The following is a 23,240-nucleotide window of genomic DNA, read 5'->3' on the forward strand; positions in this document are numbered from 1 at the left end:
CAATCGGCGGGCGCGAATAACCTGGATGATAAGTGCTGCATCGGCTCGTTGCCGTGCGCAGTGTCGGCTGCTGCGACAGGCGGCGCACGCGGAGCATCGCGCATAGGTACGCCGCTTCTCTTTAACGCCGCCCGCTACGGCTACCGCCTGCTGGACGTCCATTCGAAACGCACGTACGGCTTTGCGCTTCGCAGTGCGGTTCAGCCGATTCTGCAAAAGCGCGTGCAGTAATTACAGACACACGCACGCCGAACGGCGCGACCGGTCAACGGCCGAACTCCGAATAGCAGGTCGCGGGAGCGACTGCCTCGCGAGGCGACGCAGCCAGCATGGCTTCGTAAGTCTGCACATAGTCGTCGGCCATCCGCGTGGCGTTGAATCGTTGTTCGAACGAGCGCCGGCATGCTGCGCGGTCGATTTCGTCGATGTGCGCGACCGCCTGCACCGCTTCGCTCACGTTATCGACGATGAAGCCGTTGACCCCGTGCTCGACGATTTCCGGGATCGCACCCCGCCGGAAGGCGATCACCGGTGTGCCGCAGGCCATCGCCTCGATCAGGGTGAGCCCGAACGGCTCGTCCCAATCGATCGGAAAGAGCAGCGCGCGCGCCTGCGCAAGCACCTGCTTTCGTGTGGGTCCGCCGACTTCGCCGAGATAGTCCACGAAGCTGCGCGAGCGCCGGAGCAGCGGCTCGAACTGATGTCGGAAATACTCATGTTCGCCGGGATGCACTTTGGCGGCCACTTTGAGCGGCATATTCGCGCGCCGCGCAATCTCGATCGCAAGATCGGGCCGCTTCTCGGGCATCATTCGACCGAGAAAGAGCAGATACGAGCCACGGGTCGGCTCGAAGGCGAACTCGCCGCCCGGTAGTCCGTGATACACGGTGCGCTGCCAGTTTGCCCAGGGAAGCGGTTTGCGCTGACTGTTCGAAATCGACACGAGCGCCGCGCACGGAAACTGCCGGAACAGCGGGCCATGATCCACCGGCAGCAATCGGCCATGCAGCGTAGTCAGCGTGCGGCAGGGCAGCGTATCGGCCAGCGCGAAATGCAATGGGTCACCGTGAAAATGCACGATGTCGAAGTCGTCGGCGTCGCGCGCGACGAGCGCCAGCTGCCTGACGTGATGCGTGAGCGTGTCCCACACCGCGGAGTCGCGCCAGAGTCCGCGTTCGCAGACCGGCACGAGCCGCGCGCGAGTGACGGAGTCGGCGCTCGCGTACAACGTCACATCGTGCTTGTGTCGCACGAGTTCCTCGGTTAGATACGAGACGATGCGCTCAGTGGCGCCATAGGCGAACGGCGGAACGCTTTCGTACAACGGTGCGACTTGAGCGATTCGCATGATGACCCGGTCCTTTGATAGCGATGGCGGGATGCAGGGGCGCAATGGCGTGGCAAGCAGTTGCAAAGTGCAACTGCTTGTCTTATGCCTGCTGGTATTAGCGGGTTGGCCTCGCGTCGCGGGAACAGTGCGACCCCTCTTCCAGCCGCGCCGGTTCTGCGCCGCGCTGTAGTATGCGAGCCTTTTGCGCGACCGCTTGCCTACTGCTTCTCGTCGGACTCCGGCGGTTGCGTTTCCGACAGGTCGTCTTTGCGTACTTCTGCTTCGCGCACGGTAGTGCCTTCGTCGTCCGTTTCGGATATGTCGGTCTTGAAGGTGTCTTCATCGTCATTGTCGGATTGCGAGGATGGGTCGCCGTTTCCACCGGGCGTTTGCGATTGCGTGGCCATGACAGTCTCCGTATCAAAGTAATTGGGTAAGGGTGGTCCAGCAAAGGCCGCGCCCGAGGCATTGAAGTGCGGCAGCGCCACGCTGAACGAATTCGCTGCGTGTCAGCTGCTGTTGGCGTCGCACCAATCGATGGCCCACGATTTCGCGTAGTCGATCGCGGCCTGCTCGGAAGGAAACTGGCCCAGGTCGCCGGACCACTTTTGTTCCGTGAAATGCTCTGCACCCGGAGATCTGCGCAATAGCTTCGCACGTGCAAAACATTGGCCGCCTTCTACGAGCGGTGTGACGTCGATATGAAAGTCCTTATAGTCGAATTCCATTTTTCACCTCCCGCAGCACTGGATTTTGAATACGAAGCAAACCGCCGGGCGCGCCGCTTTGGGTCCGGCGCGAGCGCGGCACAGCGAAACGGAGGATGAACAGCGCGGCTACCGCTCGGCGCATCGATTCCAGCCGACCGTGCCCGATGTCAGTCAGTCGCGGCAAACTGCATACGCAGGTCAGGGCGGGTCGCTGCTTTCCTCCGGTTACCGCGCCTTTGGCAAAGCGGGCCCGCAAAGCTGCATGGCTTTTGCTGTTCGCGTTTCATTGCGGCTTTGCGTTTCGCCGGCTAGGCCGACAGATCCTTGCTAGCAGGCGGCTGGCTGCCCGTCTGCGGTTCCAGGTTCGGATCGACATGGTCATGCTCAGGCACATAGGGCCCCTGTTCCGGATGGTCCTTTCCCTTCGGGAGGAGAGAGGCGTCCATGTTGCCGTGCTCGCGTTGGTGGACAGTGCCGTCGGGGTCGATGTCCACGTCGTGATCGCGGATCGATTGCCGCCGCTCGTCGGCGCGTTCGACGGGATCTGAAGGTTCCGGCTTCATCTCGTTCTCCTCTCGATGCAGATCTGGGATGCTGGTGGCCGAGCAAAGCAAATGCCCGCGCGGACGCGACAACGGACGGTTCGTTTTTCCTCGACGCGAACGGTGCATCGAATCCGTTACACGGCTGCGGCCGTTCGTTGAGAAGGTCTGGCGCGTCGGCCCATACTCGCCAGCTTTTTGAAGAGTTCGCGTTGCCGTTAATACTGTATGAATGTACAGTATCGGGCAGTGGGCCGCGCGCCGGCGCAAGTGGCTTGCTAACGAGGGTTTCCTAACAGCGCGGAATTGGGGCGTGGGGCGAGCACTAACGTGTTGCGCAAGCCGGCGGGGGCCGTTGCAAACTGCGGTAAAGCGCGAAGTGGGCGGCGTCCCCGTGAAATCCCGGTGATTGACTCAGGAACCGCGTGGCACGGGTTCGCGATCGAATCGTACTCCGCGGTAGTCCGCGCGGCTCGGCCCGCAACGCGAACGGAGCTTCATTCATATGCCGGTTATACCCGGTCAGGAACGACATGCCTGAACAACTGTGGTTGCCCGGGCTGGAGGCGCCGCCGACGCCGACAGACGGTCTGTTTTTCGCCGTATCTCCGGATGCGAATACGGCGGCCGCTATCTCCAAGCTCGCGCAGCAGCTGTGCGCCGGTCCACGCGTGCGGAGCAAGCCGCTCGCGGCGGCGCGCCTGCACGTCACCTTGCTTCACCTTGGGAACTTCGCAGGCGGCCTGCCGCATGACAAAGTCGACGCCGCCATGCGAGCGGCGGCGTCGATCCGCATGGCGCCCTTTACGGTCGAATTCGACACGGTCTCCAGCTTTGCGTCAAAGCCCCGGCCAGGGCCGCTCGTGTTGACCGGGGGCCAGGGCGTCGCTGGTCTGAATGCGCTTCATGGCGCGCTGGAACACGCGTTGCAACACGCCGGTTTCGGCGAGCGAACGGTTTCGACCGCCGTGCCTTATACGCCGCATGTCACATTGGCGTACGGCATGCCCTGGGCCGCCGCGCGTCCGGTCGAGCCGGCTTGCTGGAACGTGCGCGAATTTGCGTTGATACACAGTCTGCTCGGGCGCACGAGGCATGTGGTGCTGGCGCGCTGGCCGCTGGGCACGGGCGAATGATGGGGGGTGGCGCTTGGCATGGGGCATCGATTGGGGCGACGCTCAGCCGGCTTTCACGGCAGGCCACCGGTACGCGCCCTGGAGTACGCAGATCCGTTGCGACGGCCGGACAGACTGAACGGTCGTGCGCTGCCTGATAGAATGCTTGGGCCGCAACGTAGTGGACAGCAGATGAAATTGCTTGATGCGCTTGTCGAACAGCGTATTGCCGCCGCAGCCGCGCGTGGCGAATTCGACGACTTACCCGGCGCTGGCGCGCCGCTGCCCCCAGGCGACGATGCACTGGTTCCGGAAGAAGTGCGCGTCGCCAACCGTATCTTGAAGCTTGCGGGCTTCGTGCCGCCCGCCGTCGAGCAGTTGCGTGCGTTGCGCGACCTGCAATCGGAGCTGAATGCCGTGAGCGACGAGCCCACCCGTTGCCGTCTGCGAGCGCGCATGCTCGCGCTCGACATGGCGCTAGAGTCGCTGCGCGGCGGCCCGACCGTTTTGCCCCGCGAATATTGCCGCCGGATCGCCGAGCGCCTGTCCGAGCGCGTCGGCAATCTGGATACGGCAGAAGCGGGTTGCCCGTGAGCGAGCCGTTCGTGCCTGCGGTCCCTGCCTCGCCGGACGTGGCGGACGTTGCGCCCGTGCGCTGTGCGGCACCCGAAGCGCCGGCAAGTCACTTGGGTGCGGCCCCGCGCGTACCGGACGCGGCGGGCGTGCCTGAATCCCCGAGCGGCGAGGCTGTCGGATCGTCGGGCGAGACTTGCGGCGCCGCTGTTGCCGCCGCGCTCAACGCTGCCATACCAGGCGACCCGCCCGAGCTCCCCGTTTTCTCCGAACGCGATCGCCACTTCATGGCGCTGGCCCTGTCCGCCGCCGAAGAAGCGCGCGCGGCCGGCGAAGTACCGGTAGGCGCAGTGCTCGTGCGAGGCGATGAGGTCATTGCCACGGGTTTCAATCATCCTATCGGCGGGCACGACCCGTCGGCGCACGCGGAAATGGCCGCCCTGCGCGCCGCCGCGCAAGCGCTCGCGAACTACCGCCTGCCGGGCTGCGAACTCTACGTGACACTCGAGCCGTGTCTGATGTGCGCCGGTGCGATCATGCACGCGCGCATTGCGCGCGTCGTATTCGGCGCGCGCGATCCGAAAACCGGCGCGTGCGGCAGCGTCGTCGATGCATTCGCGAATCCGCAGTTAAACCATCACACCAAGGTGAGCGGCGGCCTGCTCGACGCCGAATGCGGCGCCGCGCTGAAATCGTTTTTCGCCGAGCGGCGGCGCGCGAGCCGTGAAGCACGCGCAGCCTCATGCGCCACGGCAAACGGCGAATCGACGGCCGCCGAGCCGCTCCAGGACAACGCGTACAACAGGACTCGCCCATGACCGTTCACCGCACCATCGAACTGATCGCGCCGTCCGGGTATCCGCAGGACCCCGAGGTGCTGCATCGCGCGTTGCATCGTCTGCGTGCGCAAGGGCATCGGGTCAACGGCGAGGCGGCGGCCAGGCGCCGCTATCAACGCTTTGCCGGCACGGACGGCGAGCGCGCGGCCGATCTGAACCGGCTCGCGGACCCGTCGCGCGAATTGCCCGACGTGGTGCTGGCCGTGCGCGGCGGTTACGGCGCGGTGCGGATCCTGCACGGACTCGACTACGAAGGGCTGCAACGGCGGCTGACCGATCAGCCGGTCGCGCTGGTCGGACATAGCGACTTCACTGCGATCCAGCTTGCGTTACTGGCACGCTCGGGCCTGAAGACGTTCGGCGGCCCGATGCTAATGAGCGATTTCGGCGCCGAGGAGCTCAGCGAATTCACCATGCGGCATTTCTGGTCCGCGCTGACGAAGCCGACCATGGCGATCACCAGCAATACACCGCAAGCGCAGCCGGTCGACGTGTCGGGCACGTTGTGGGGCGGTAACCTGGCGGTGGTGGCGTCGCTGATCGGCACGCCGTATATGCCGCCGGTGCGCGATGGCATCCTCTTCGTGGAAGACGTCAACGAGCAGCCGTTCCGGATCGAGCGGATGATTTATCAGTTGCACCTGGCCGGCATCCTCGCGCAACAGCAGGCGCTCGTGCTGGGCGACTTTTCAGGCGGCAAAAACTACGACTACGACAACGGCTACGATCTGCTCGCGATGACCGAGCACGTGAGGTCGCTCGTCGGCATCCCGGTCGTCACCGGCTTGCAGTTCGGGCACGTGCCCAGCATGCTGACGTTGCCCGTGGGTGCGGACGCGCATCTCGTCGCGGATACGCATGGGTTCACACTGAGTCTGTCGGGCTATCCGTGTCTGGGCTGAACCGGCTGGTGCGCGGCTGAATGGGCAGGGGAAGCGGGCGGTTGCCCGCTTTCTTTTCTTTTAGCGACGCAACTAACGGTCCGCTAATTAAACCGCCCGCACGCTCAGTGATCCCGGATCGTCGGTGGATTTGTTGACAAAAAAGCGACCAATCATCGACTCGCGGGTCACGTAGTTAAACTCCTATTGAAGCGCGACAAGGCCCGGTGCCGAGCCGGCCGAGCCGTCAACCCAGCCCAACATAGCGATTGTCGAAATTCAAGATAAAAATTGTTGACAATCTTTGTGTCCGTCCTATGATGACCAACATACCGAGACGCCAATCATGTCCGACACCGAATCAGCTGCAATCAACAGTTCGAAGCCCGAAGCGATAGCCGAGCGCATCCGCGCCGCGATCCTCGAGCATCGGCTGGCACCCGGCGCCAAGCTGACCGAAGCTCAGTTGTGCGAAGTATTTGGCGTGAAGCGCGGCTCGATCCGTCAGGCGCTCGCGCAACTGGCGACCGACCACCTCGTCGACCTCGAACCGAATCGCGGTGCGTTCGTTGCGAGTCCGTCGCTGCAGGAAGTGCACGAGGTGTTCGAAATGCGCCGCATCATCGAACTCGCTGTGGTGGAAAAGATTTGCAGCGGCCACGGCATGCGGCGGTTGAAGAGCATCGGCAGCACCATCGGGCGTGAACGCAAGGCATTCGAAACGCGTGATTTTCCGTCCTGGATTCGCCTGTCCGGCGAGTTTCATACCGAACTGGCCCGCCTCGCTGGCAACACGGTGTTGTGCGATTGTCTGAGCGGACTGGTCGCGCGCTCCACCCTGATCTCCGCGTTATACGAGTCGCTCGGACGAAGCCCTTGCTCGTTCGAAGACCATGAAGCCATTCTCGCCGCGCTCGACGCCGGCGATGCGAAACAGGCGGCGGCACTGATGTCGCGCCATCTGCAAAGCGTCGAGTTGAAAATGCTGGACCGCCCCGCACGTGGCGCGGCGGATCTTCATGAAGTGTTCGGCACCCTGAGCGGGGCGTCCAGAGAAGCTTGAAAGCCGGGTCCAAAGCGGCTGAGCACGGAGCAGGCGCGAATACGCGCACATGAGCGCTTGCGAACATGGCGAGCGCTGGCAACGCAATAACAAGCGCCCAATAAGAAGCGCCCAATCAGCGAGCGCCCAATCAGCGCAAACCAGCGCCCACTGCAGGTGCGCGCTGCACTGAATTGAACTGAATCGAATCAAGCGTCGCAAGGCGGCTCGGCATGAGCGCGGCCGGCTTGCGCACGCACGTCCGTCGCCATGCGATCGACTTCAAGCAGTAACGCATTGCCGGGAAGCCGCGGCGGCCAGCGATGCGATAACCACAAGTACTTCAGTACGGAGACATCCGCGGCCCGGTCCACGTGGCTCGCGCCAGCGTCCTTCCCGCATGGGCGAGGAAGGCGCGGCTGGCATGACCGGTGCAATGCCCTTCGATGCCTTATCGACGGTCCCTATCCCAAGGAGGAATCATGGCTCAGTTCAGTGCAGCGCCCGACAGTCCCTCGATGTCCACATACGCCGACGGTAACGCGCAAGCCGACCCGTCCATTCCGGCAGGCTATAGCGAGCGGCTTTATAACGCGGACCTCGCGCCGCTGCGCGATCAAAGCTGGGGCGCCTACAACATCTTCGCGTTCTGGATGTCGGACGTGCACAGCGTGGGCGGCTATGTGTTCGCAGGCAGTCTGTTCGCACTCGGCCTGACGAGCTGGCAGGTGCTGGTCGCACTGCTCGTCGGTATTACGCTCGTCAATCTGCTGTGCAACCTGATCGCCAAGCCAAGCCAGGCCAACGGCGTGCCTTATCCGGTCGCGTGCCGCGCGACCTTCGGCGTGCTCGGCGCGAATATTCCCGCGGTGATTCGCGGCCTGATCGCAGTCGCGTGGTACGGCATTCAGACTTATCTGGCCTCGAGCGCGCTGGTGATCGTGGTGCTCAAGTTCGTGCCGTCGCTGCTACCCTATGCCGACGTTCATCACCACGGCATGATGGGTCTGTCGACGCTCGGCTGGGCGGGTTTCATGCTGCTGTGGGTGCTGCAGGCGCTGGTGTTCTGGCACGGCATGGAAACCATCAAGAAGTTCATCGACTTCGCGGGTCCGGCGGTCTACGTCGTGATGTTCATTCTCGCGGGCTACATGGTGTATCGCGCGGGCTGGCGCAATATCGGCATCAATCTGGGGGGCGTCAAATATCACGGCATGCAGGTGGTGCCGGTGATGATCACGGCGATTTCGCTGGTGGTGTCGTACTTCTCGGGCCCGATGCTGAATTTCGGCGATTTCTCCCGCTACGGCAAAAGCTTTCGCAGCGTGCAGCGCGGCAATTTCTGGGGGCTGCCGGTCAACTTCCTCGCTTTCTCGCTGGTGACAGTGATCACGACCGCGGCCACGCTGCCGGTGTTCGGCCAGTTGATCACGGACCCGGTCGAGACGGTCGGCCACATCGACTATCCGAGCGCCGTGATTCTCGGCGCGTTGACCTTCACGATCGCGACGATCGGCATCAACATCGTTGCCAACTTCGTGTCGCCGGCCTTCGACTTCTCGAACGTCGCGCCGCGCCTGATCAGCTGGCGAGCGGGCGGGATGCTCGCGGCGGTGGCGTCGATCTTCATCACGCCGTGGAATCTGTTCAACAACCCCGCCGTGATCCACTACACGCTCGACGTGCTCGGCAGCTTCATCGGGCCTTTGTATGGAGTACTGATCGTCGACTTCTATCTGGTGAAACGCCAGAAGATCGTGCTGGACGATCTGTACACAGTCGAGCCGAGCGGCTCATACTGGTATCGCAATGGCGTCAACTACCGGGCCGTGGCCGCACTGCTGCCGGCCGCGCTGATCGCGGTGGTCTGCGTGATGACCCCGGCGCTCGACGGGATGGCGAATTTCTCGTGGTTCATCGGCGCGGGTCTCGGCGCGCTGTTCTATCGCGCTCTCGCACGTTGAGTGCGTTGCCGCAACAAGGAGTCCTTATGCGCATCAAACTGATCAACCCCAATACGACCTGGCGCATGACCGAGGCGATGGGCCGCTGCGCCCGCGAAGTCGCCGCGCCCGGCACCGAAGTGATCGCGGTGAATCCGACCATGGGGCCGCCGTCGATCGAGGGCTACTACGACGAGGCACTCGCCACGCCCGGCTTGCTGGCCGAAGTGGCCGCGGGCGAGCGGGACGGCTGCGACGGCTATGTGATCGCCTGCTTTGGCGATCCCGGTTTGTACGCGGCGCGCGAACTGGCGCGCGGCCCGGTGATCGGCATCGCGGAAGCGGCGATGCATGCGGCGAGCGTGCTGGCGCCGGGCTTTTCGGTCGTGACGACGCTCGCGCGCACGTGCGGGATGGCCTGGCATCTTGCCGAGCGCTACGGTATGAAGCGGTTCTGCCGTAACGTGCGCGCGACGGACGTCGCCGTGCTCGACCTCGACAAGCCGGGGTCGGCGGCACGCCGGATCATTCTCGACGAATGCCGGCGTGCGCTTGCCGAGGACGGAGCGGATGCGATCGTGCTCGGCTGCGCGGGCATGGCCGAGTTGTGCGCTGAGCTCGAGGACGCGCTGGGTGCGCCCGTGATCGAAGGCGTGACGGCCGCCGTGAAGTGGACGGAGGCGCTGGTGGCGCTGCGTCTATCGACGGCCAAACGAGGCGATTACGCGCGGCCGCTCGCCAAGCGCTACGACGGCGCGCTGGCGCCGTTCAGCCCGGGCGGGGCGGAGCCGAATCCGCAGCCGCCGCGCGAAAGCGCGCATGCGTCTGCCGCGAGCGCGCGCGAGTGCGCCGACGGCGCCCAGGCCGCCGACCGGCTGCGGGTAAACGCTGGCGAACCGGGGCACTTCATACATTCGGTCTGACCCGCACTATCTGCCCGGATGTATGGGCGCACCCGGGCCTTTTCGCTACACTGGTTCAACTCGCGGCGGTGCCCCGGGTGGTACCCGAAATCGCGGTGTGCGGCGGGTCCTGACGGGTCCGCGGCCGATGCGGCTCACGCCCATGCGGCACGCGGGCTCGAGCAGCGCTCACGCGTTCGACACCGGTGCGCCGGATGAGCAGCACACGCGTGGCAATCAGCGCCCGCGATTTTTACGTATCGTCATCACGTATTCGTCAAACCATGCCACTCGATTCGAACTACCCACGCGATCTGATCGGCTACGGCCGCCATCCGGTGCACGCCAACTGGCCAGGCCGAGCGCGGATCGCGGTGCAATTCGTCCTGAACTATGAAGAGGGCGGTGAAAATTCCGTGCTGCACGGCGATCCCGGCTCGGAGCAGTTTCTCTCGGAGATCGTCGGCGCGGCATCCTACCCGGCTCGCCACATGAGCATGGAGTCGATCTACGAATACGGCTCGCGTGCGGGCGTATGGCGCATCCTGCGCGAATTCGAAAAGCGCAAGCTGCCGCTCACGGTGTTCGGCGTCGGCATGGCGATCGAACGGCATCCGGAAGTGGCGCGCGCATTCGTCGAACTCGGCCATGAGATCGCGTGCCACGGCTATCGCTGGATTCATTATCAGGACGTGTCGCCGGAGCAGGAAGCGCAGCACATGCGCCTCGGCATGCAAGCAATCGAACGGGTGACCGGCGAGCGGCCGCTCGGCTGGTACACCGGCCGCGACAGTCCCAACACGCATCGTCTGGTCGCCGAATACGGCGGCTTCCTGTACGACTCCGATTACTACGGCGACGACCTGCCGTTCTGGATGGATGTCGAAGTGACGGGTGGCGCCAAGGTGCCGCAACTGATCGTGCCGTACACGCTCGACACCAACGACATGCGTTTCGCGAGCCCGCAGGGCTTTAACACCGCCGACCACTTCTTCACCTATTTGCGCGATGCTTTCGACGTGCTCTACCAGGAGGGCGAGCAGGCGCCGAAGATGCTGTCGGTCGGCATGCATTGCCGACTGCTCGGGCGTCCGGGGCGTTTTCGCGGGCTGCAACGTTTTCTCGACCATATCGAGCAGCACGATCGCGTGTGGGTCACGCGGCGCGTCGATATCGCGCGGCACTGGCGCGAACATCATCCTTACGAGCAAGGGAACCGCGAGGCGGCGGCATGAAAGCGATGCAATACACTCTGGAGCAGCTCAACAGCATTTCGGCCGACGCGTTCGTCGCGGCGCTGTCGGGTATTTTCGAGCATTCGCCCTGGGTCGCGGAAATCGCCGCGCAGCAACGGCCCTTTGCGAGCGTCGACGAGTTGCATCACACAATGTCGGGCATCGTCGAAACGGCGGGCGAGCAGAAACAACTGGCGCTGATCAACGCGCACCCGGAGCTTGCCGGCAAGGCTGCGGTGCGCGGCGAGCTGACCGCCGAATCGACCCGCGAGCAGAGCGGCGCGGGCCTCGCAGCGTGTACCCAGGAAGAGTTCGACAAGCTGCTCGCGCTGAACAGCGCGTATCGCACGAAATTCGGCTTCCCGTTCGTTCTCGCGGTGCGCGGCTATGACCGCGACGGGATCATCGCCAACTTCGAGGCGCGGGTGAACAACAGCCGCGCCGACGAACTGCGCGCCAGTCTCGATCAGATCTACCGCATCGCGCGTTTCCGGCTGCACGACCTGATCGGCGCGTAGCTCACGGGCGCGCACGGATCAAGGCTCGGCACGCGTCGCAAACGCATCGGGCGCGGGCCGTGGAGCTTGCACGGAAACGCTTTTGCAGCACCCACTTATATCAAGGATGACTAAAGATGGCACTCCCGACTCTCGACCCCAACGCTCCGGAATTTACCCGCCGCTTCGTGAACCTGGCGGACCCGCGTCTGGGCGCGCAGGCGCTCGAGGCCAGCGACGATTTCTTCGCCCCGAAGGAACGCATGCTGAATCCGGAGCCGGCCGTCTTCATTCCCGGCAAGTACGACGAAAACGGTAAGTGGATGGACGGCTGGGAAACCCGCCGCAAGCGCGCCGCGGGTTATGACTGGTGCGTGGTGAAGCTGGCGCGGGCGGGCGTCATCAAGGGGCTCGACCTCGATACCAGCCACTTTACGGGCAATTTTCCGCCGGCGGCGTCGGTGGAGGCCGCGCGCGTGGTGGACGGCACGCCGGGCCAGTCGACGCAATGGACCGCGATCGTGCCGTCCACCACCTTGCAGGGCAATAGCCACCACTACCTCGAAGTCGACGACGCCAACGCGTACACGCACCTGCGCGTGAACATCTATCCCGACGGCGGCATCGCGCGTCTGCGGGTGTATGGTCAGCCGCAGGTCGACTGGGCCGGCGCGAGCCGCACCGCGCAGTTCGATCTGGCCGCCATGGAAAACGGCGCCTATCTGGTCGCTGCGAACAATCAGCACTTCGGTGCGGCGTCGACGATCCTGATGCCCGGCCGCGGCGTGAACATGGGCGACGGTTGGGAAACGCGCCGCCGTCGCGAGCCGGGCAACGACTGGGCGATCGTCGCGCTGGCTCAACCGGGCGTGATCAGGAAGATCGAAGTGGATACGGCTCACTTCAAAGGCAACTATCCGGACCGTTGCTCGATCCAGGCCGCGTATGTGACGGGGGGCACCGACAGCTCGCTGGTCACGCAGGCGATGTTCTGGCCCGTGCTGCTCGATGAGCAGAAGCTGCAGATGGACAAGCAGCATGAGTTCGAAAGCGAGATCGCGGCGCTCGGTCCAGTCACGCACGTGCGCTTTAACATCATTCCAGACGGCGGTGTCTCGCGTCTGCGTCTGTGGGGCACGCTCGCATCATGAAAACGCTCGCTATCGAACCGCTGACGAAGCAAGCGTTCGCCGCGTTCGGCGACGTGATCGAGCTTGAGGGCGCGAAGCAGATTCCGATCAATCTCGGCACGACGATCCGCTATCACGATCTGGCGAAAGTGGATGTGACCGACGAGAACGGACGCACGCTCGTGAACCTGTTTCGCGGCCAGCCGCGCACACTGCCGTTCGAGGTGAAGATGCTCGAACGTCATCCGCTCGGCAGCCAGGCGTTCGTGCCGCTGAACGACAAGCCGTATCTTGTCGTGGTGGCGCCGGCGGGCGAACTGGACGCATCGCTCATCCGCGCGTTCGTGACGAGCGGCTGGCAGGGCGTCAACTATGCGAAGGGCGTGTGGCACCATCCGCTCATCGCATTGGGCGACGTAAGCGACTTTATCGTTATCGATCGCGGCGGTGAGGGACTGAACCTGAACGAGCAGGACCTGGCCGAGCCGCTATGGATTACCGAGGATGCGTTGAACGCGGTCGCGGTTTGAGCGTAGCGGCGCCGTCGCAGCAAACTTGCGTGGATGAAAAAGCTCACCGCGGGTGCGGTGAGCGCTTGCATTGGCGCGAGAGGGCCTTGAAAGGGCGACGCCATTGCGTGCGTCAGCCATTACCCGCGTTACTGCATTACCCGCATTGTCCACGTTACCCGCGCTTGCCGAGCAATGGCGAACGGCCGATCACTTCACGTGTCCGTTCGGGTGGCTCCGCATCGGAAAAACCCGCGGCTTCGATCGCGGGTCTCAGCCCTTTGAATTGCACGCTCTTCTTCGGCGCGCGCAACGACGCGATGCCGTCGTCCCACGCGTGCAGCATCTGCTTCGCAACCGTGCGCCATTGCGTGTGGTTGCGCGCCGCTTCGATCATTTCATGGCCGACCGCGACGGCTGAATCGCACAGCGCTTCGACCATCTGCGCATACTGGCGCGGCGCGATACCCATGCGCGTGTTGAAGAAACGCTCCAGCGCTTTGCCCGCCGCCCAGGTCTTGCGGCCGTCGATCGGCAGACCGGGCGGGTTGGCCGCGAAACGCGGATAGGCCTGCGTCGTGACGATGTCGTAGACGGGCGTGAACGCCACGTCGTCAACCGACGTGTAAAACAGCGCAACGTTCTTCGTGTGACAGTCTGCATTGCGCACGACGTAGTTCGTCAGCAGGTGCCAGCCGAGCTGCAGGAGCTGCTCGCGCACCCGGTCGCGATCGAGCAGGTACGCTCGTGCGGCGTTGAGCATCTTCTCGCTGGTCGAATTGTATTTTTCGTGCGGCGGCAAACCCAGCAGCCCGCACATGTCTTCGACGCCATACGCCGGCAGGCCCTGCGCATCCACGTCGAAGCGCTCGACGATGAGCGCGCGGCCATCGTCCGACATTTGGGTGCGCGCCACCGCTGCGACGCCCAGCCTTTCGAGCACGCGCATCGAATAGAACTCGTTAAAGCCCAGGAACGGCGTGTTGTCGTCCGAGCCTTTGACGATGTGGTGGCTCGTGCGGATGGTCGGTTTGCCGAGCGGCGTCGCGGCGGCGGTGCCCGATGCCGCTTGCTGCGGCACGATGAATTTCGGCACGACGCCCGAGATGGCCGCGCGCGCATATTCGCGTACCAGCTGCGCAAAATGTTCGGCGGTGTTCTCGCCGTGCAGAATTTCCTTGACGTCGAGCGCCTGCAGTTCGGTGCCCGGCGCGACGCCTTCGGGTGTGACGGTCACGCGGCCGATCCCCATTGCGCCGACCACGGCGAGCAGCGACAGGTCGGTGCCGTCGAGCAAGGGACCGAACTGCTCGCGAATCAGGTTCAGCAGGTAGCCCTCGGGCAAGTTCTGCCGGAAGAACGGGTGCAGGTCGCGCGGCCAGCGCCAGGCTTCGTCGCGCACCGGCATCGTGAGGCTGACGAAGTCGGTCGGGCGCGCGTCCGCGTTGTATTTGAGGACGTAATCGTCGCGCTCGCGAAACAGCGTCGCGACGTGCTTGCCCCGCACCTGGACGTCGAGCCTCATGAGTTCGCCGCCGGGCTGCGTTGTTCAGCGAGAATGTCTTCGAGCGTGCGCGCATGTCCATGCGCGACGAACTTCAGGTCGTAGCCCGCAGCGTCGAGCAGACGCACCAGCACGGACACGCTCATGTCGTTTCTTGCGAGCGTTTCCATGCGCGCGACCGTGGTGCGCGCGACGCCGGCGCGGCGCGCGAGTTCCTCCTGCGAGAGGTGGTGTTCGCGCCGTAGCGCTTTGAGCATGTCCGATACGTCGGCGAGGTTGGTCATGTGTGGCCCCAAGGCGTCAATTTCGACGAATTGCATCGTTATTGTAGCCCAACGGCGGCAACAGCCTGTGGCGAATTTGTGTCCTACAGGCCACATTTTTCTAGATTATCCCTTTTTTGTCGCCGTGGGGCTACAAAATGCCCCGGTTGCCGGTCCAACCGCAGGGTCCGCTCGACGCGCGAAAAAAACGGGCATGCCGCTTACGCGAACAGCCCGCTTGCCCTGCCGATCGTCGCCCGCGCGCAGACCTGGAGTCGGTCCGACCGGCCGGCTTCAGGTTACCTGGCCGCGCCGCCCTGGAACCATGCGGCGATTTTCACCCGTTCGTCGTCGGTCATGTGCGTGACGTTGCCGAGCGGCATCGCCTTCAACGTCACCGCCTGCTGATAGATCCGCTGCGCGTTCTGCGAGATTTCGTCCGGCGTATCGAGCAGCACGCCGGCCGGCGCGCTGCCCATGAGCGTCGGATGGGACGAGTGACACGCCGCGCAGCGCTGTTGCAGCACGGGTGCGATGTCGGCCAGCTTCACCGACGGCGCGTTCGCGGCCTGCGCTTGCGTCACGATCGGCTTGGGCATGGTCCAGAAGAGCGCGCCGAACATCAGCACGATGCCGGCGAGCGGCAGATACCACAACACCTGGCCTCGATGGCGCATCACGAAGAACTGGCGGATCAGCGCGCCGGCCAGCATGATGACGAGCAGCACGGCCCAGTTGTACGGATGTGTGTAGGTCATCGCGTAGTGATTGGACAGCATCGCGAACACCACCGGCAACGTGAAATACGTGTTGTGCACCGAGCGTTGCTTGCCGCGCTTGCCGTAGATCGGATTGGGCGTGTCTCCCTTGAGCATGGCGTCGACCATCTTGCGCTGGCCGGGAATGATCACGAAGAACACGTTGGCGGACATGATGGTCGCCAGCATCGCGCCCATGATCAGGTACGCCGCGCGGCCCGCGAAGATGTGGCAGGCGAGCCACGCCGCGATCAGCACGTACACGCCCACGCAGATGCCGAGCAGCCTATCCTTGCTGCCAAGCATGCGGCACAGCGAGTCGTACACGATCCAGCCGGCCGCAAGAAAGCCGAGCGCCGACGCGACCGCGACCACCGGGCCCATGTCGAGAACGTTCTTGTCGATCAGATAAGTGGTCGGCGAGAACAGATAGAGCACGGTGAAGAGAGCAAAACCCGAAAGCCACGTCGTGTACGAAGGCCACTTGGACCAGTGCAGGTCATCGGGCATTTCCGGCGGCGCGACGGTGTACTTCTGCATGTTATAGAAGCCGCCGCCGTGCACATGCCACAGTTCGCCGAACACGCCGCGCCGGCGCTGGTTGGGGTCATGCGGCGGTTTCAGGCTGTTGTCGAGCGCGACGAAGTAGAACGACTCGCCGATCCATGCGATCGCGGCGACGACATGAAACCAGCGAATCGCCAGGTTCAGCCAGTCGGTAATAAAGCCTTCCATGAAACTCCTCCACTTCTGATTGGTTGTGCGCGTGGTGACGTTGCGCGCCTGGCTGGACCCGGTTGATGCGTCTCGGACCAGCAAGCATCACCGCGCCGACTGCGGGTCAAGGACGCGGCGGCCTCGCTTGGCACGCGTCGTTTCCAATGGATCTCAACTGCGCGTCGCGCCCCGGTTCCGCTCGCCCGGCCCATCGCGTTTCGTGCGACGCTCGAGGCGGTTTGAGGCCATGAGCCAGCGAGCCTCTGCGCGATGCAATCGAGCGTGTCGTGCGCGGAGCTTGCCTAGCTGCCTCGATAGGTGCTGTACGACCACGGCGACACGAGCAGCGGCACGTGATAATGCGCGGCGGCATCGGCCACGCCAAAACGCAGCACCACCCGGTCGACGAAACGCGGCTCGGGCACCCGCGTGCCGATCGACGCAAAGTAGTCGCCCGCGCCGAACACCAGTTCGTATTCGCCCGCGACGAGTGCGTCGCCTTCCAGCAGCGGCTCGTCGCAGCGGCCGTCGTCATTGGTCACGGTGGTTTTCAGCGCGCGGCGCGTGTCGCCCGCGAGCGCGAAGAGTTCGACCTTGATGCCCGCGCCGGGACGGCCGTTGGCGGTGTCGAGCACATGGGTAGTGAGCTTTCCCATTCGCAATTTTCCTTATGTGAATGCGAGGTTTCGGCGGCAGCCCGATCCGGATACGTTTGCGGCGGATCGAGGCTCCACGTCAGTGGCTACATACCCGTCGGCGAATTGAAGCGAGCGCCGTGGCAGTCATTGTAAAAAGCTTGTTCCATTCGGCGCGCGCGAGATAGGAAAGATAATAGCTGGCACATGACGGACAGCGTGTTGAAAGCCGCAGCGGATCGATTCGTTCGCTTTATCGATCCGGTTCGATGCTGGCGGCGCCAAAAAACGACCACTATATCGGCGGCGTGAAGTTGGGTATCGCATCGGCGTGAGTTGCCATGCTTATTTTGACCATTGAAGGTTACACCTGTGCGCGGCGCCCACCATCAGCCAGAGCAACTGGAAGCCCGCACACCCTTGAGGAAGTCCCTCGAGGAACCCCGAAGACGGCGCAATGCGCTGGGTAACCGGGCCAACGGCGTTCGACGGGACGCGGCGGCACGGTTGACGTGCCGTCACATCGCGTTCGAACGACTTTGCATGCAAGCGTGACAGCGGAGAAACGGATGACGATGGAACAGCCGGCGCGCCAGCCGGGTAAAAAGCAAACCATGCTGGTGAAGCACGCGGACATGCTGGTCACGATGGACGGCGCCCGGCGCGAGTTGCGCGACGGCGGTCTGTATATCGAAGACAACTGCATCGTCGCGGTGGGACCGACCGCGCAATTGCCGCAATCGGCCGATGAAGTGCTCGACATGCGTGGGCACCTGGTGATCCCCGGTCTGGTGAATACGCACCACCACATGTATCAGAGCCTGACGCGCGCGCTTCCCGCCGCGCAAAACGCCGAGTTGTTCGGCTGGCTCACGAGCCTGTACAAGGTGTGGGCGAACCTCACGCCGCAGATGATCGAGGTTTCGACGCTCACGGCGATGGCCGAACTGCTTCTCTCCGGTTGCACGACCTCGAGCGACCATCTGTATATGTATCCGAACGGCAGCCGGCTCGACGACAGCATCGCCGCGGCCCGCCGGATCGGCATGCGCTTTCATGCGGCGCGCGGCAGCATGAGCGTGGGGCGCAAGGACGGGGGCCTGCCGCCGGATTCGGTGGTCGAGCGCGAAGCGGACATTCTGGAGGACACGCAGCGGCTGATCGAGACGTACCACGACGAAGGGCGCTATGCGATGCTGCGCGTGGTGGTCGCGCCATGCTCGCCATTTTCGGTGAGCCGCGACCTGATGCGCGAGTCGGCGGTGATGGCGCGCCACTACGGGGTGTCGCTGCATACGCACCTCGCCGAGAACGTCAACGACATCGCGTACACGCGCGAGAAGTTTCGGATGACGCCCGCCGAGTATGCGGAAGATCTCGGCTGGCTCGGCCACGATGTGTGGCACGCGCACTGTGTGCAACTCGACGACGCGGGTATCGAGCTATTCGCGCGCACGGGCACCGGCGTCGCGCACTGTCCGTGCTCGAACATGCGGCTTGCGTCGGGCATCGCGCCGGTGCGGCGCATGCGGCTCGCGGGCGTGCCGGTGGGGCTGGGCGTCGACGGTTCGGCTTCGAACGACGGCGCGCAGATGCTCGGCGAAGTGCGCCAGGCGCTGCTGTTGCAGCGCGTCGGCTTCGGCCCGCAGGCGATGACCGCGCGCGAGGCGCTGGAAATGGCGACCCTGGGCGGCGCGAAAGTGCTCAACCGCGACGACATCGGTGCACTCGCGCCTGGCATGGCGGCGGACTTCGTGTCGTTCGATCTGCGCCAGGCGCTGTTTGCGGGCGCGCTGCAGGACCCGGTGGCGGCGCTGGTGTTCTGTGCACCGTCGCAAGTGAGCTATAGCGTGATCGGCGGGAAGGTGATCGCGAAGGACGGAAAGTTGACCACGCTCGATCTTGGACCGGTCATCGAGCAGCACAACCGGCTCGCGCAGACGCTTTACGAAGCGGCGCTATAGCGGGACGAGCGCGGAAAAGCGCGGAAAAGCGCGGAAAAGCGGCACAGAAAAGCCGCAGAGCGGGCGGGTTGCGGGCGGCCAGCGCACTCCATAAGCGGGCGCGGCACGGCAGGGCCGCCCGCAACCGGCCGTCAACAGCGTCAATAGCGTCAATAGCGTCAAGGCTTGTCGATCAAGGTTCGGGTCGCTTCGGCGACGAGGCTGCGCAGCCAGCGCACCTCATCGGAGTAATGCACGCGCTCGTGCCACAGTTGGTAGTACTGCATCGGGGGGAAATCGAGCGGAGCGGGCACCACGGTGAGCGGCAGAAATTTTGCGTAGTAGTCGGCAAAGAGGCGCGTGGTCGTGAAGATCAGATCGGATTTGATCAATACGTACGGCGCGAGATTGAAGTACGGCAACGTGACGACCACGTGACGCTTGAGCCGCTCGCGCGCGAGATGCACGTCGATCGCGCCGCGCTGGCCCACCGAGTAAGGAGTCGGCGCGAGATGCGGCGCATTCAGGTACTGGTCGAGCGTGAGGCCGCCGCGTTTGGCGAACGGATGCGCGTTGCTCATCAGGCAGACGATCTGATCGACGAACAGGTTGGACAGATGCAACTGCTCCGGCGGCTCCGGCCAGTTGCCGACCACGGTGTCGAGCTTGCCGTCCTCGAGCGCGAGTTCGTAGTCGAACGCCGGGCCCAGCGAGTGAAATTCGAGCGTCGCATTGGGCGCGGCCTGGCGAAAGCGTTCGACCACCGTCGGCACGAACAGCACGTTCAGATAGTCAGGGCAACCGATCCGGTAACAGCGGATCGACGTAGCGGGATCGAAGTTGTGCTGCTGGAACCTGATGCGCTCGATTTCGCGCAGCGCGTTCTGCACCGGTTCCAGCAGGCGCAGGCCGTACTCGGTCGGCACCATGCCGGACTTGCCGCGCACCAGCAGCGGGTCGCCGGTGATGTCGCGCAAACGGCGCAGCGCCGCGCTGATCGCGGGTTGCGACTGATTCAGTTTGACGGCCGCGCGCGTGACGCTGCGCTCCATCAACAAGGTGTGCAAGACGCGCAGCAGGTACGTATCGATCGCCTCGCGTTGCTGGCTCATGACTTCTCCGGGATATATGTTCTGGCTGATCGAACGGGCGTTGGGGTATAAGCGTTTTAATATGAACGAAAAACCGCGTCAAGCGTGAGATACCCGCAGAGCACGCTGCGGCGCGGGTTTGCGGGAATTTTGGCGGCTCGACTGAGCGGGTCGAATTGGGTATTGTCATCCGGTTGTGGTGACGGATCGTCTGCCGCCAAGGTGGATGGACGCGTCTAACCGGCAGTCAGGGACGTACTACGGAATCACATGAGCGACTCTTACCATAGCGACGGCGCCGCCGCGCAGCCGGCGTCGAGGCCGGAACAGGCGGCGCCCCGGCTGGTGCTCGAGGGCATCACCAAACAGTATCCGGCGGTGCGAGCCAACGACGACGTCACGTTGATCGTCGCACCCGGCGAAATCCATGCGGTACTCGGCGAAAACGGCGCGGGCAAAAGCACGCTGATGAAGATCATCTACGGCGCAGTGCGGCCCGACGCCGGCGAGATCCGCTGGGAAGGCGAGGCGGTGGAAATCGCGAGCCCGGCGGCCGCGCGCAAGCTCGGCATCGGCATGGTGTTCCAGCATTTTTCGCTGTTCGAGACGCTCACGGTCGGCGAAAACATCGCGCTCGCTCTCGACGAGCCGTTCGATCTGAAGACGTTGTCCAAACGGATTCGCGTAGTGTCGGCCGACTATGGTCTGGACATCGATCCGCAACGTCACGTGCATAGCCTCACGGTGGGCGAGCGGCAGCGCGTGGAGATCGTGCGCTGCCTGTTGCAGAACCCGCGCCTGTTGATCATGGACGAGCCGACCTCGGTGCTGACGCCGCAGGCCGTGCGCAAGCTGTTCGAGACGCTGCGCCGGCTGGCGGCCGAAGGCTGCAGCATTCTCTACATCAGCCACAAGCTCGACGAAATCCAGGAGCTGTGCGATACCGCCACGGTCATGCGCGGCGGCCGCGTGACCGGTCACGTGAAGCCGAAGGCAGAGACGCAGGCCTCGCTTGCGCAGTTGATGGTCGGCCATTCGCTGCCCGATTACACGCGGCGCGAGCACAACCCGGGCGCCGTGCTGCTGGACGTGAAGCAGTTATCGGTGCAAAGCGACGATCCGTTCGGCACGTCGCTACGCGATGTGTCGTTCGGCGTGCATGCCGGCGAGATTTTCGGCATCGCGGGAGTCTCGGGCAACGGTCAGGCGGAACTGCTGTCGGCGCTGTCGGGCGAAAAACGCGGCGCGCGGGCCGACGCCGTGACGATTTGCGGCAAGCCGGCCGGGCGCCTGGGCGCGGGCGGGCGGCGCGCACTGGGCTTTGGCTTCGTGCCGGAGGAGCGCCTCGGCCGTGGCGCGGTGCCGGCGATGTCGCTGTCGGAAAACGCGCTGCTCACCGCGCACCGTCAGCAGATGGTGCGCTCGGGCTGGATCAGGGCGGGCGCCATGCGCGGCTTCGCCAGGCGCTGCATCGACGCCTTCGACGTGCGTTGCGGCGGCCCCGAAGCGCTCGCGCAGAGTCTGTCCGGCGGCAATTTGCAGAAATACATCATGGGCCGCGAGATTTTGCAGGCGCCCAAGGTGCTGGTGGTTGCGCAGCCTACTTGGGGCGTCGACGTCGGCGCATCGGCATTCATCCGCCAACAGTTGCTCGATCTGGCCGCGCGCGGCGTCGCGATTCTGGTGATCTCCGAGGAACTGGAGGAGCTCTTCGACATCTGCGACCGCATCGCGGTGCTCGCCGGCGGCCGGCTCTCACCGGTGCGCGCGACCGGGGCGACCAATGCCGAGGAAATCGGCCGCTGGATGGCGGGCCTCTTCGGCGGCCGGGAGGATGCGGCGCCTTCGGCGGAACAGCCCGCGCATGCCTGAATCGTCGCGTTGGATAACAGACACAGAACCAGACAAATCACCCGCTTCCATGATGCTTCCCTATCGACTCGAAGCACGCACGACGCCCTCGCGCACGATGCAGTTCGCCGTGCCGCTGATCGCCGCGCTGCTCACGCTCGCCATCGGCTTTCTGATTTTCGGCCTGGTGGGCCGCGACCCGCTGCAGGCGATGCACGCGTTTTTCATCGAGCCGCTGTCCAGCGTGAACGGCTGGTCGGAACTGCTGCTGAAGGCGTCGCCGTTATGCCTGATTGGCCTCGGCCTCGCGATCGGCTATCGCGCCAACGTCTGGAACATCGGCGCCGAAGGGCAGATGCTGCTCGGTGGCATCGCCGCGAGCGGCGTCGCGATCTACTTCGATCAGGCCACCGGCTGGTGGATCCTGCCGACCATGATGATTGCCGGCGTGCTCGGCGGGATGGCGTGGGCCGCGATTCCCGCGCTGCTGAAGAGCCGCTTCAACACCAACGAGATTCTCGTGAGCCTGATGCTCACCTATGTGGCCACGCAGTTGCTGATCTATCTGGTGAGCGGCCCGTGGCGCGATCCGCAAGGGATGAACTTCCCGCTCTCCGAGATGTTCAGCGGCGACGCGCTCTATCCGACGCTCTACGGCGACTGGCACTGGAAATGGCTGCGCGGCACGCGCCTGAACGCGTCGGTGTTCATCACGCTGATCGCGATTCCGCTCGTGTGGCTTTTCATGCGCAAGAGCTTCGCGGGCTACCGGATGAACGTCGGCGGACTCGCACCGCTCGCCGCCCGCTATGCCGGTTTCTCGGACAAAAAGACCATCTGGACGTCGCTGCTCATCAGCGGCGGCCTCGCGGGCCTCGCCGGCATGGGCGAGATCGCCGGGCCGATCGGTCAGTTGCAGGCGACGTGGTCGCCGGGCTACGGCTTCACCGCGATCATCGTCGTGTTCGTCGGGCGCCTGCATCCGGTCGGCATCGTGCTCGCCAGTCTGCTGATGGCGTTGCTCTATCTCGGCGGCGAAGCGGTGCAGACCTCGATGCAATTGCCGCAGGCGCTCTCAGGGGTGTTCCAGGGGCTGCTGCTGTTCTGCCTGCTGGGTGCCGACCTGTTCGTGAACTACCGGGTGCGCCGCCGAACGCTCGCCGCCGCCGGTCACTGACCGCGACCGAGCACTTCGCCGACCTTCGATTACTGATTTCCCGCCGGAGCTCC

General features: G+C 64.3%; 24 protein-coding genes. 15 read left to right on the forward strand and 9 right to left on the reverse strand.

Annotated features, from left to right (window positions below; genetic code table 11):
- Positions 1-265: 265 nt before the first annotated feature.
- The 4 genes from ABQJ48_RS01400 to ABQJ48_RS01415 all read right to left on the reverse strand — a co-directional run bounded on the left by ABQJ48_RS01400 (position 266) and on the right by ABQJ48_RS01415 (position 2,603).
- Positions 266-1,348, reverse strand: coding sequence for a glycosyltransferase family 4 protein (locus ABQJ48_RS01400; RefSeq protein ID WP_367835462.1), 1,083 nt, complete (start codon positions 1,346-1,348; stop codon positions 266-268).
- Positions 1,349-1,548: 200 nt separating this feature from the next.
- Positions 1,549-1,737: a hypothetical protein gene (locus ABQJ48_RS01405; protein ID WP_367835464.1), complete on the reverse strand. Its 189-nt coding sequence runs from the start codon at positions 1,735-1,737 to the stop codon at positions 1,549-1,551.
- Positions 1,738-1,839: 102 nt separating this feature from the next.
- Positions 1,840-2,058, reverse strand: coding sequence for a hypothetical protein (locus tag ABQJ48_RS01410; RefSeq protein ID WP_367835465.1), 219 nt, complete (start codon positions 2,056-2,058; stop codon positions 1,840-1,842).
- A gap of 290 nt (positions 2,059-2,348) precedes the next feature.
- On the reverse strand, positions 2,349-2,603 hold the full coding sequence (locus ABQJ48_RS01415) for a hypothetical protein (protein ID WP_367835466.1): 255 nt from the start codon (positions 2,601-2,603) through the stop codon (positions 2,349-2,351).
- Between the two features lie 512 nt (positions 2,604-3,115).
- Between ABQJ48_RS01415 and ABQJ48_RS01420 the strand changes: the two genes are divergently transcribed.
- From ABQJ48_RS01420 to ABQJ48_RS01475, 12 genes are all read left to right on the forward strand, one after another.
- Positions 3,116-3,718 (forward strand): 2'-5' RNA ligase family protein, encoded by a 603-nt coding sequence (locus ABQJ48_RS01420; protein WP_367835467.1) that lies wholly within the window; start codon positions 3,116-3,118, stop codon positions 3,716-3,718.
- Positions 3,719-3,889: 171 nt separating this feature from the next.
- Complete coding sequence (locus ABQJ48_RS01425; RefSeq protein WP_367835469.1) at positions 3,890-4,291, forward strand: DnaJ family domain-containing protein; 402 nt, start codon at positions 3,890-3,892, stop codon at positions 4,289-4,291.
- 128 nt (positions 4,292-4,419) lie between these two features.
- Positions 4,420-5,088, forward strand: a complete 669-nt coding sequence (gene tadA / locus ABQJ48_RS01430; RefSeq protein WP_473094091.1) for a tRNA adenosine(34) deaminase TadA — start codon at positions 4,420-4,422, stop codon at positions 5,086-5,088.
- Positions 5,085-6,011, forward strand: coding sequence for a muramoyltetrapeptide carboxypeptidase (gene ldcA / locus ABQJ48_RS01435; RefSeq protein WP_367835471.1), 927 nt, complete (start codon positions 5,085-5,087; stop codon positions 6,009-6,011). Before tadA ends, ldcA begins: the two co-directional genes overlap by 4 nt.
- A gap of 325 nt (positions 6,012-6,336) precedes the next feature.
- Complete coding sequence (locus ABQJ48_RS01440) at positions 6,337-7,053, forward strand: GntR family transcriptional regulator (RefSeq protein ID WP_367835473.1); 717 nt, start codon at positions 6,337-6,339, stop codon at positions 7,051-7,053.
- Positions 7,050-7,106 (forward strand): hypothetical protein, encoded by a 57-nt coding sequence (locus ABQJ48_RS01445; RefSeq protein WP_367835966.1) that lies wholly within the window; start codon positions 7,050-7,052, stop codon positions 7,104-7,106. The genes ABQJ48_RS01440 and ABQJ48_RS01445 overlap by 4 nt, the downstream gene beginning before the upstream one ends.
- A gap of 408 nt (positions 7,107-7,514) precedes the next feature.
- Positions 7,515-8,996: an NCS1 family nucleobase:cation symporter-1 gene (locus ABQJ48_RS01450; RefSeq protein ID WP_367835475.1), complete on the forward strand. Its 1,482-nt coding sequence runs from the start codon at positions 7,515-7,517 to the stop codon at positions 8,994-8,996.
- A 26-nt stretch (positions 8,997-9,022) separates the two neighbouring features.
- Complete coding sequence (locus ABQJ48_RS01455) at positions 9,023-9,898, forward strand: aspartate/glutamate racemase family protein (protein WP_367835476.1); 876 nt, start codon at positions 9,023-9,025, stop codon at positions 9,896-9,898.
- A gap of 263 nt (positions 9,899-10,161) precedes the next feature.
- On the forward strand, positions 10,162-11,112 hold the full coding sequence (puuE, locus tag ABQJ48_RS01460) for an allantoinase PuuE (RefSeq protein ID WP_367835968.1): 951 nt from the start codon (positions 10,162-10,164) through the stop codon (positions 11,110-11,112).
- The gene (gene uraD / locus ABQJ48_RS01465) at positions 11,109-11,630 is read left to right on the forward strand and encodes a 2-oxo-4-hydroxy-4-carboxy-5-ureidoimidazoline decarboxylase (RefSeq protein ID WP_367835477.1); all 522 of its coding nucleotides are present in this window, start codon (positions 11,109-11,111) and stop codon (positions 11,628-11,630) included. The genes puuE and uraD overlap by 4 nt, the downstream gene beginning before the upstream one ends.
- 116 nt (positions 11,631-11,746) lie before the next feature.
- Positions 11,747-12,760, forward strand: coding sequence for an allantoicase (gene alc, locus ABQJ48_RS01470; RefSeq protein WP_367835478.1), 1,014 nt, complete (start codon positions 11,747-11,749; stop codon positions 12,758-12,760).
- Positions 12,757-13,269 (forward strand): ureidoglycolate lyase, encoded by a 513-nt coding sequence (locus tag ABQJ48_RS01475; protein WP_367835480.1) that lies wholly within the window; start codon positions 12,757-12,759, stop codon positions 13,267-13,269. Before alc ends, ABQJ48_RS01475 begins: the two co-directional genes overlap by 4 nt.
- Positions 13,270-13,423: 154 nt before the next feature.
- Here the strand turns inward: ABQJ48_RS01475 and ABQJ48_RS01480 are convergent, their stop codons facing one another.
- From ABQJ48_RS01480 to uraH, 4 genes are all read right to left on the reverse strand, one after another.
- Positions 13,424-14,773: a type II toxin-antitoxin system HipA family toxin gene (locus ABQJ48_RS01480; protein WP_367835481.1), complete on the reverse strand. Its 1,350-nt coding sequence runs from the start codon at positions 14,771-14,773 to the stop codon at positions 13,424-13,426.
- Positions 14,770-15,036 (reverse strand): helix-turn-helix domain-containing protein, encoded by a 267-nt coding sequence (locus ABQJ48_RS01485; protein WP_367835482.1) that lies wholly within the window; start codon positions 15,034-15,036, stop codon positions 14,770-14,772. Before ABQJ48_RS01485 ends, ABQJ48_RS01480 begins: the two co-directional genes overlap by 4 nt.
- A 278-nt stretch (positions 15,037-15,314) precedes the next feature.
- Complete coding sequence (locus ABQJ48_RS01490; RefSeq protein WP_367835484.1) at positions 15,315-16,508, reverse strand: urate hydroxylase PuuD; 1,194 nt, start codon at positions 16,506-16,508, stop codon at positions 15,315-15,317.
- A gap of 284 nt (positions 16,509-16,792) precedes the next feature.
- On the reverse strand, positions 16,793-17,146 hold the full coding sequence (gene uraH, locus ABQJ48_RS01495) for a hydroxyisourate hydrolase (protein ID WP_367835486.1): 354 nt from the start codon (positions 17,144-17,146) through the stop codon (positions 16,793-16,795).
- Between the two features lie 548 nt (positions 17,147-17,694).
- Between uraH and ABQJ48_RS01500 the strand changes: the two genes are divergently transcribed.
- On the forward strand, positions 17,695-19,089 hold the full coding sequence (locus tag ABQJ48_RS01500) for an 8-oxoguanine deaminase (RefSeq protein WP_367835488.1): 1,395 nt from the start codon (positions 17,695-17,697) through the stop codon (positions 19,087-19,089).
- 158 nt (positions 19,090-19,247) lie between these two features.
- Here the strand turns inward: ABQJ48_RS01500 and ABQJ48_RS01505 are convergent, their stop codons facing one another.
- Complete coding sequence (locus ABQJ48_RS01505) at positions 19,248-20,180, reverse strand: LysR substrate-binding domain-containing protein (protein WP_367835489.1); 933 nt, start codon at positions 20,178-20,180, stop codon at positions 19,248-19,250.
- Positions 20,181-20,429: 249 nt separating this feature from the next.
- Here ABQJ48_RS01505 and ABQJ48_RS01510 point away from each other — a divergent pair, with 249 nt between their 5' ends.
- Both ABQJ48_RS01510 and ABQJ48_RS01515 read left to right on the forward strand, forming a co-directional pair.
- On the forward strand, positions 20,430-22,031 hold the full coding sequence (locus tag ABQJ48_RS01510; RefSeq protein WP_367835491.1) for an ABC transporter ATP-binding protein: 1,602 nt from the start codon (positions 20,430-20,432) through the stop codon (positions 22,029-22,031).
- 49 nt (positions 22,032-22,080) lie between these two features.
- Positions 22,081-23,187, forward strand: coding sequence for an ABC transporter permease (locus ABQJ48_RS01515; protein ID WP_367835493.1), 1,107 nt, complete (start codon positions 22,081-22,083; stop codon positions 23,185-23,187).
- Positions 23,188-23,240 lie beyond the last annotated feature (53 nt).

Source organism: Paraburkholderia suaedae (assembly GCF_040812055.1).
Taxonomy (GTDB): domain Bacteria; phylum Pseudomonadota; class Gammaproteobacteria; order Burkholderiales; family Burkholderiaceae; genus Paraburkholderia.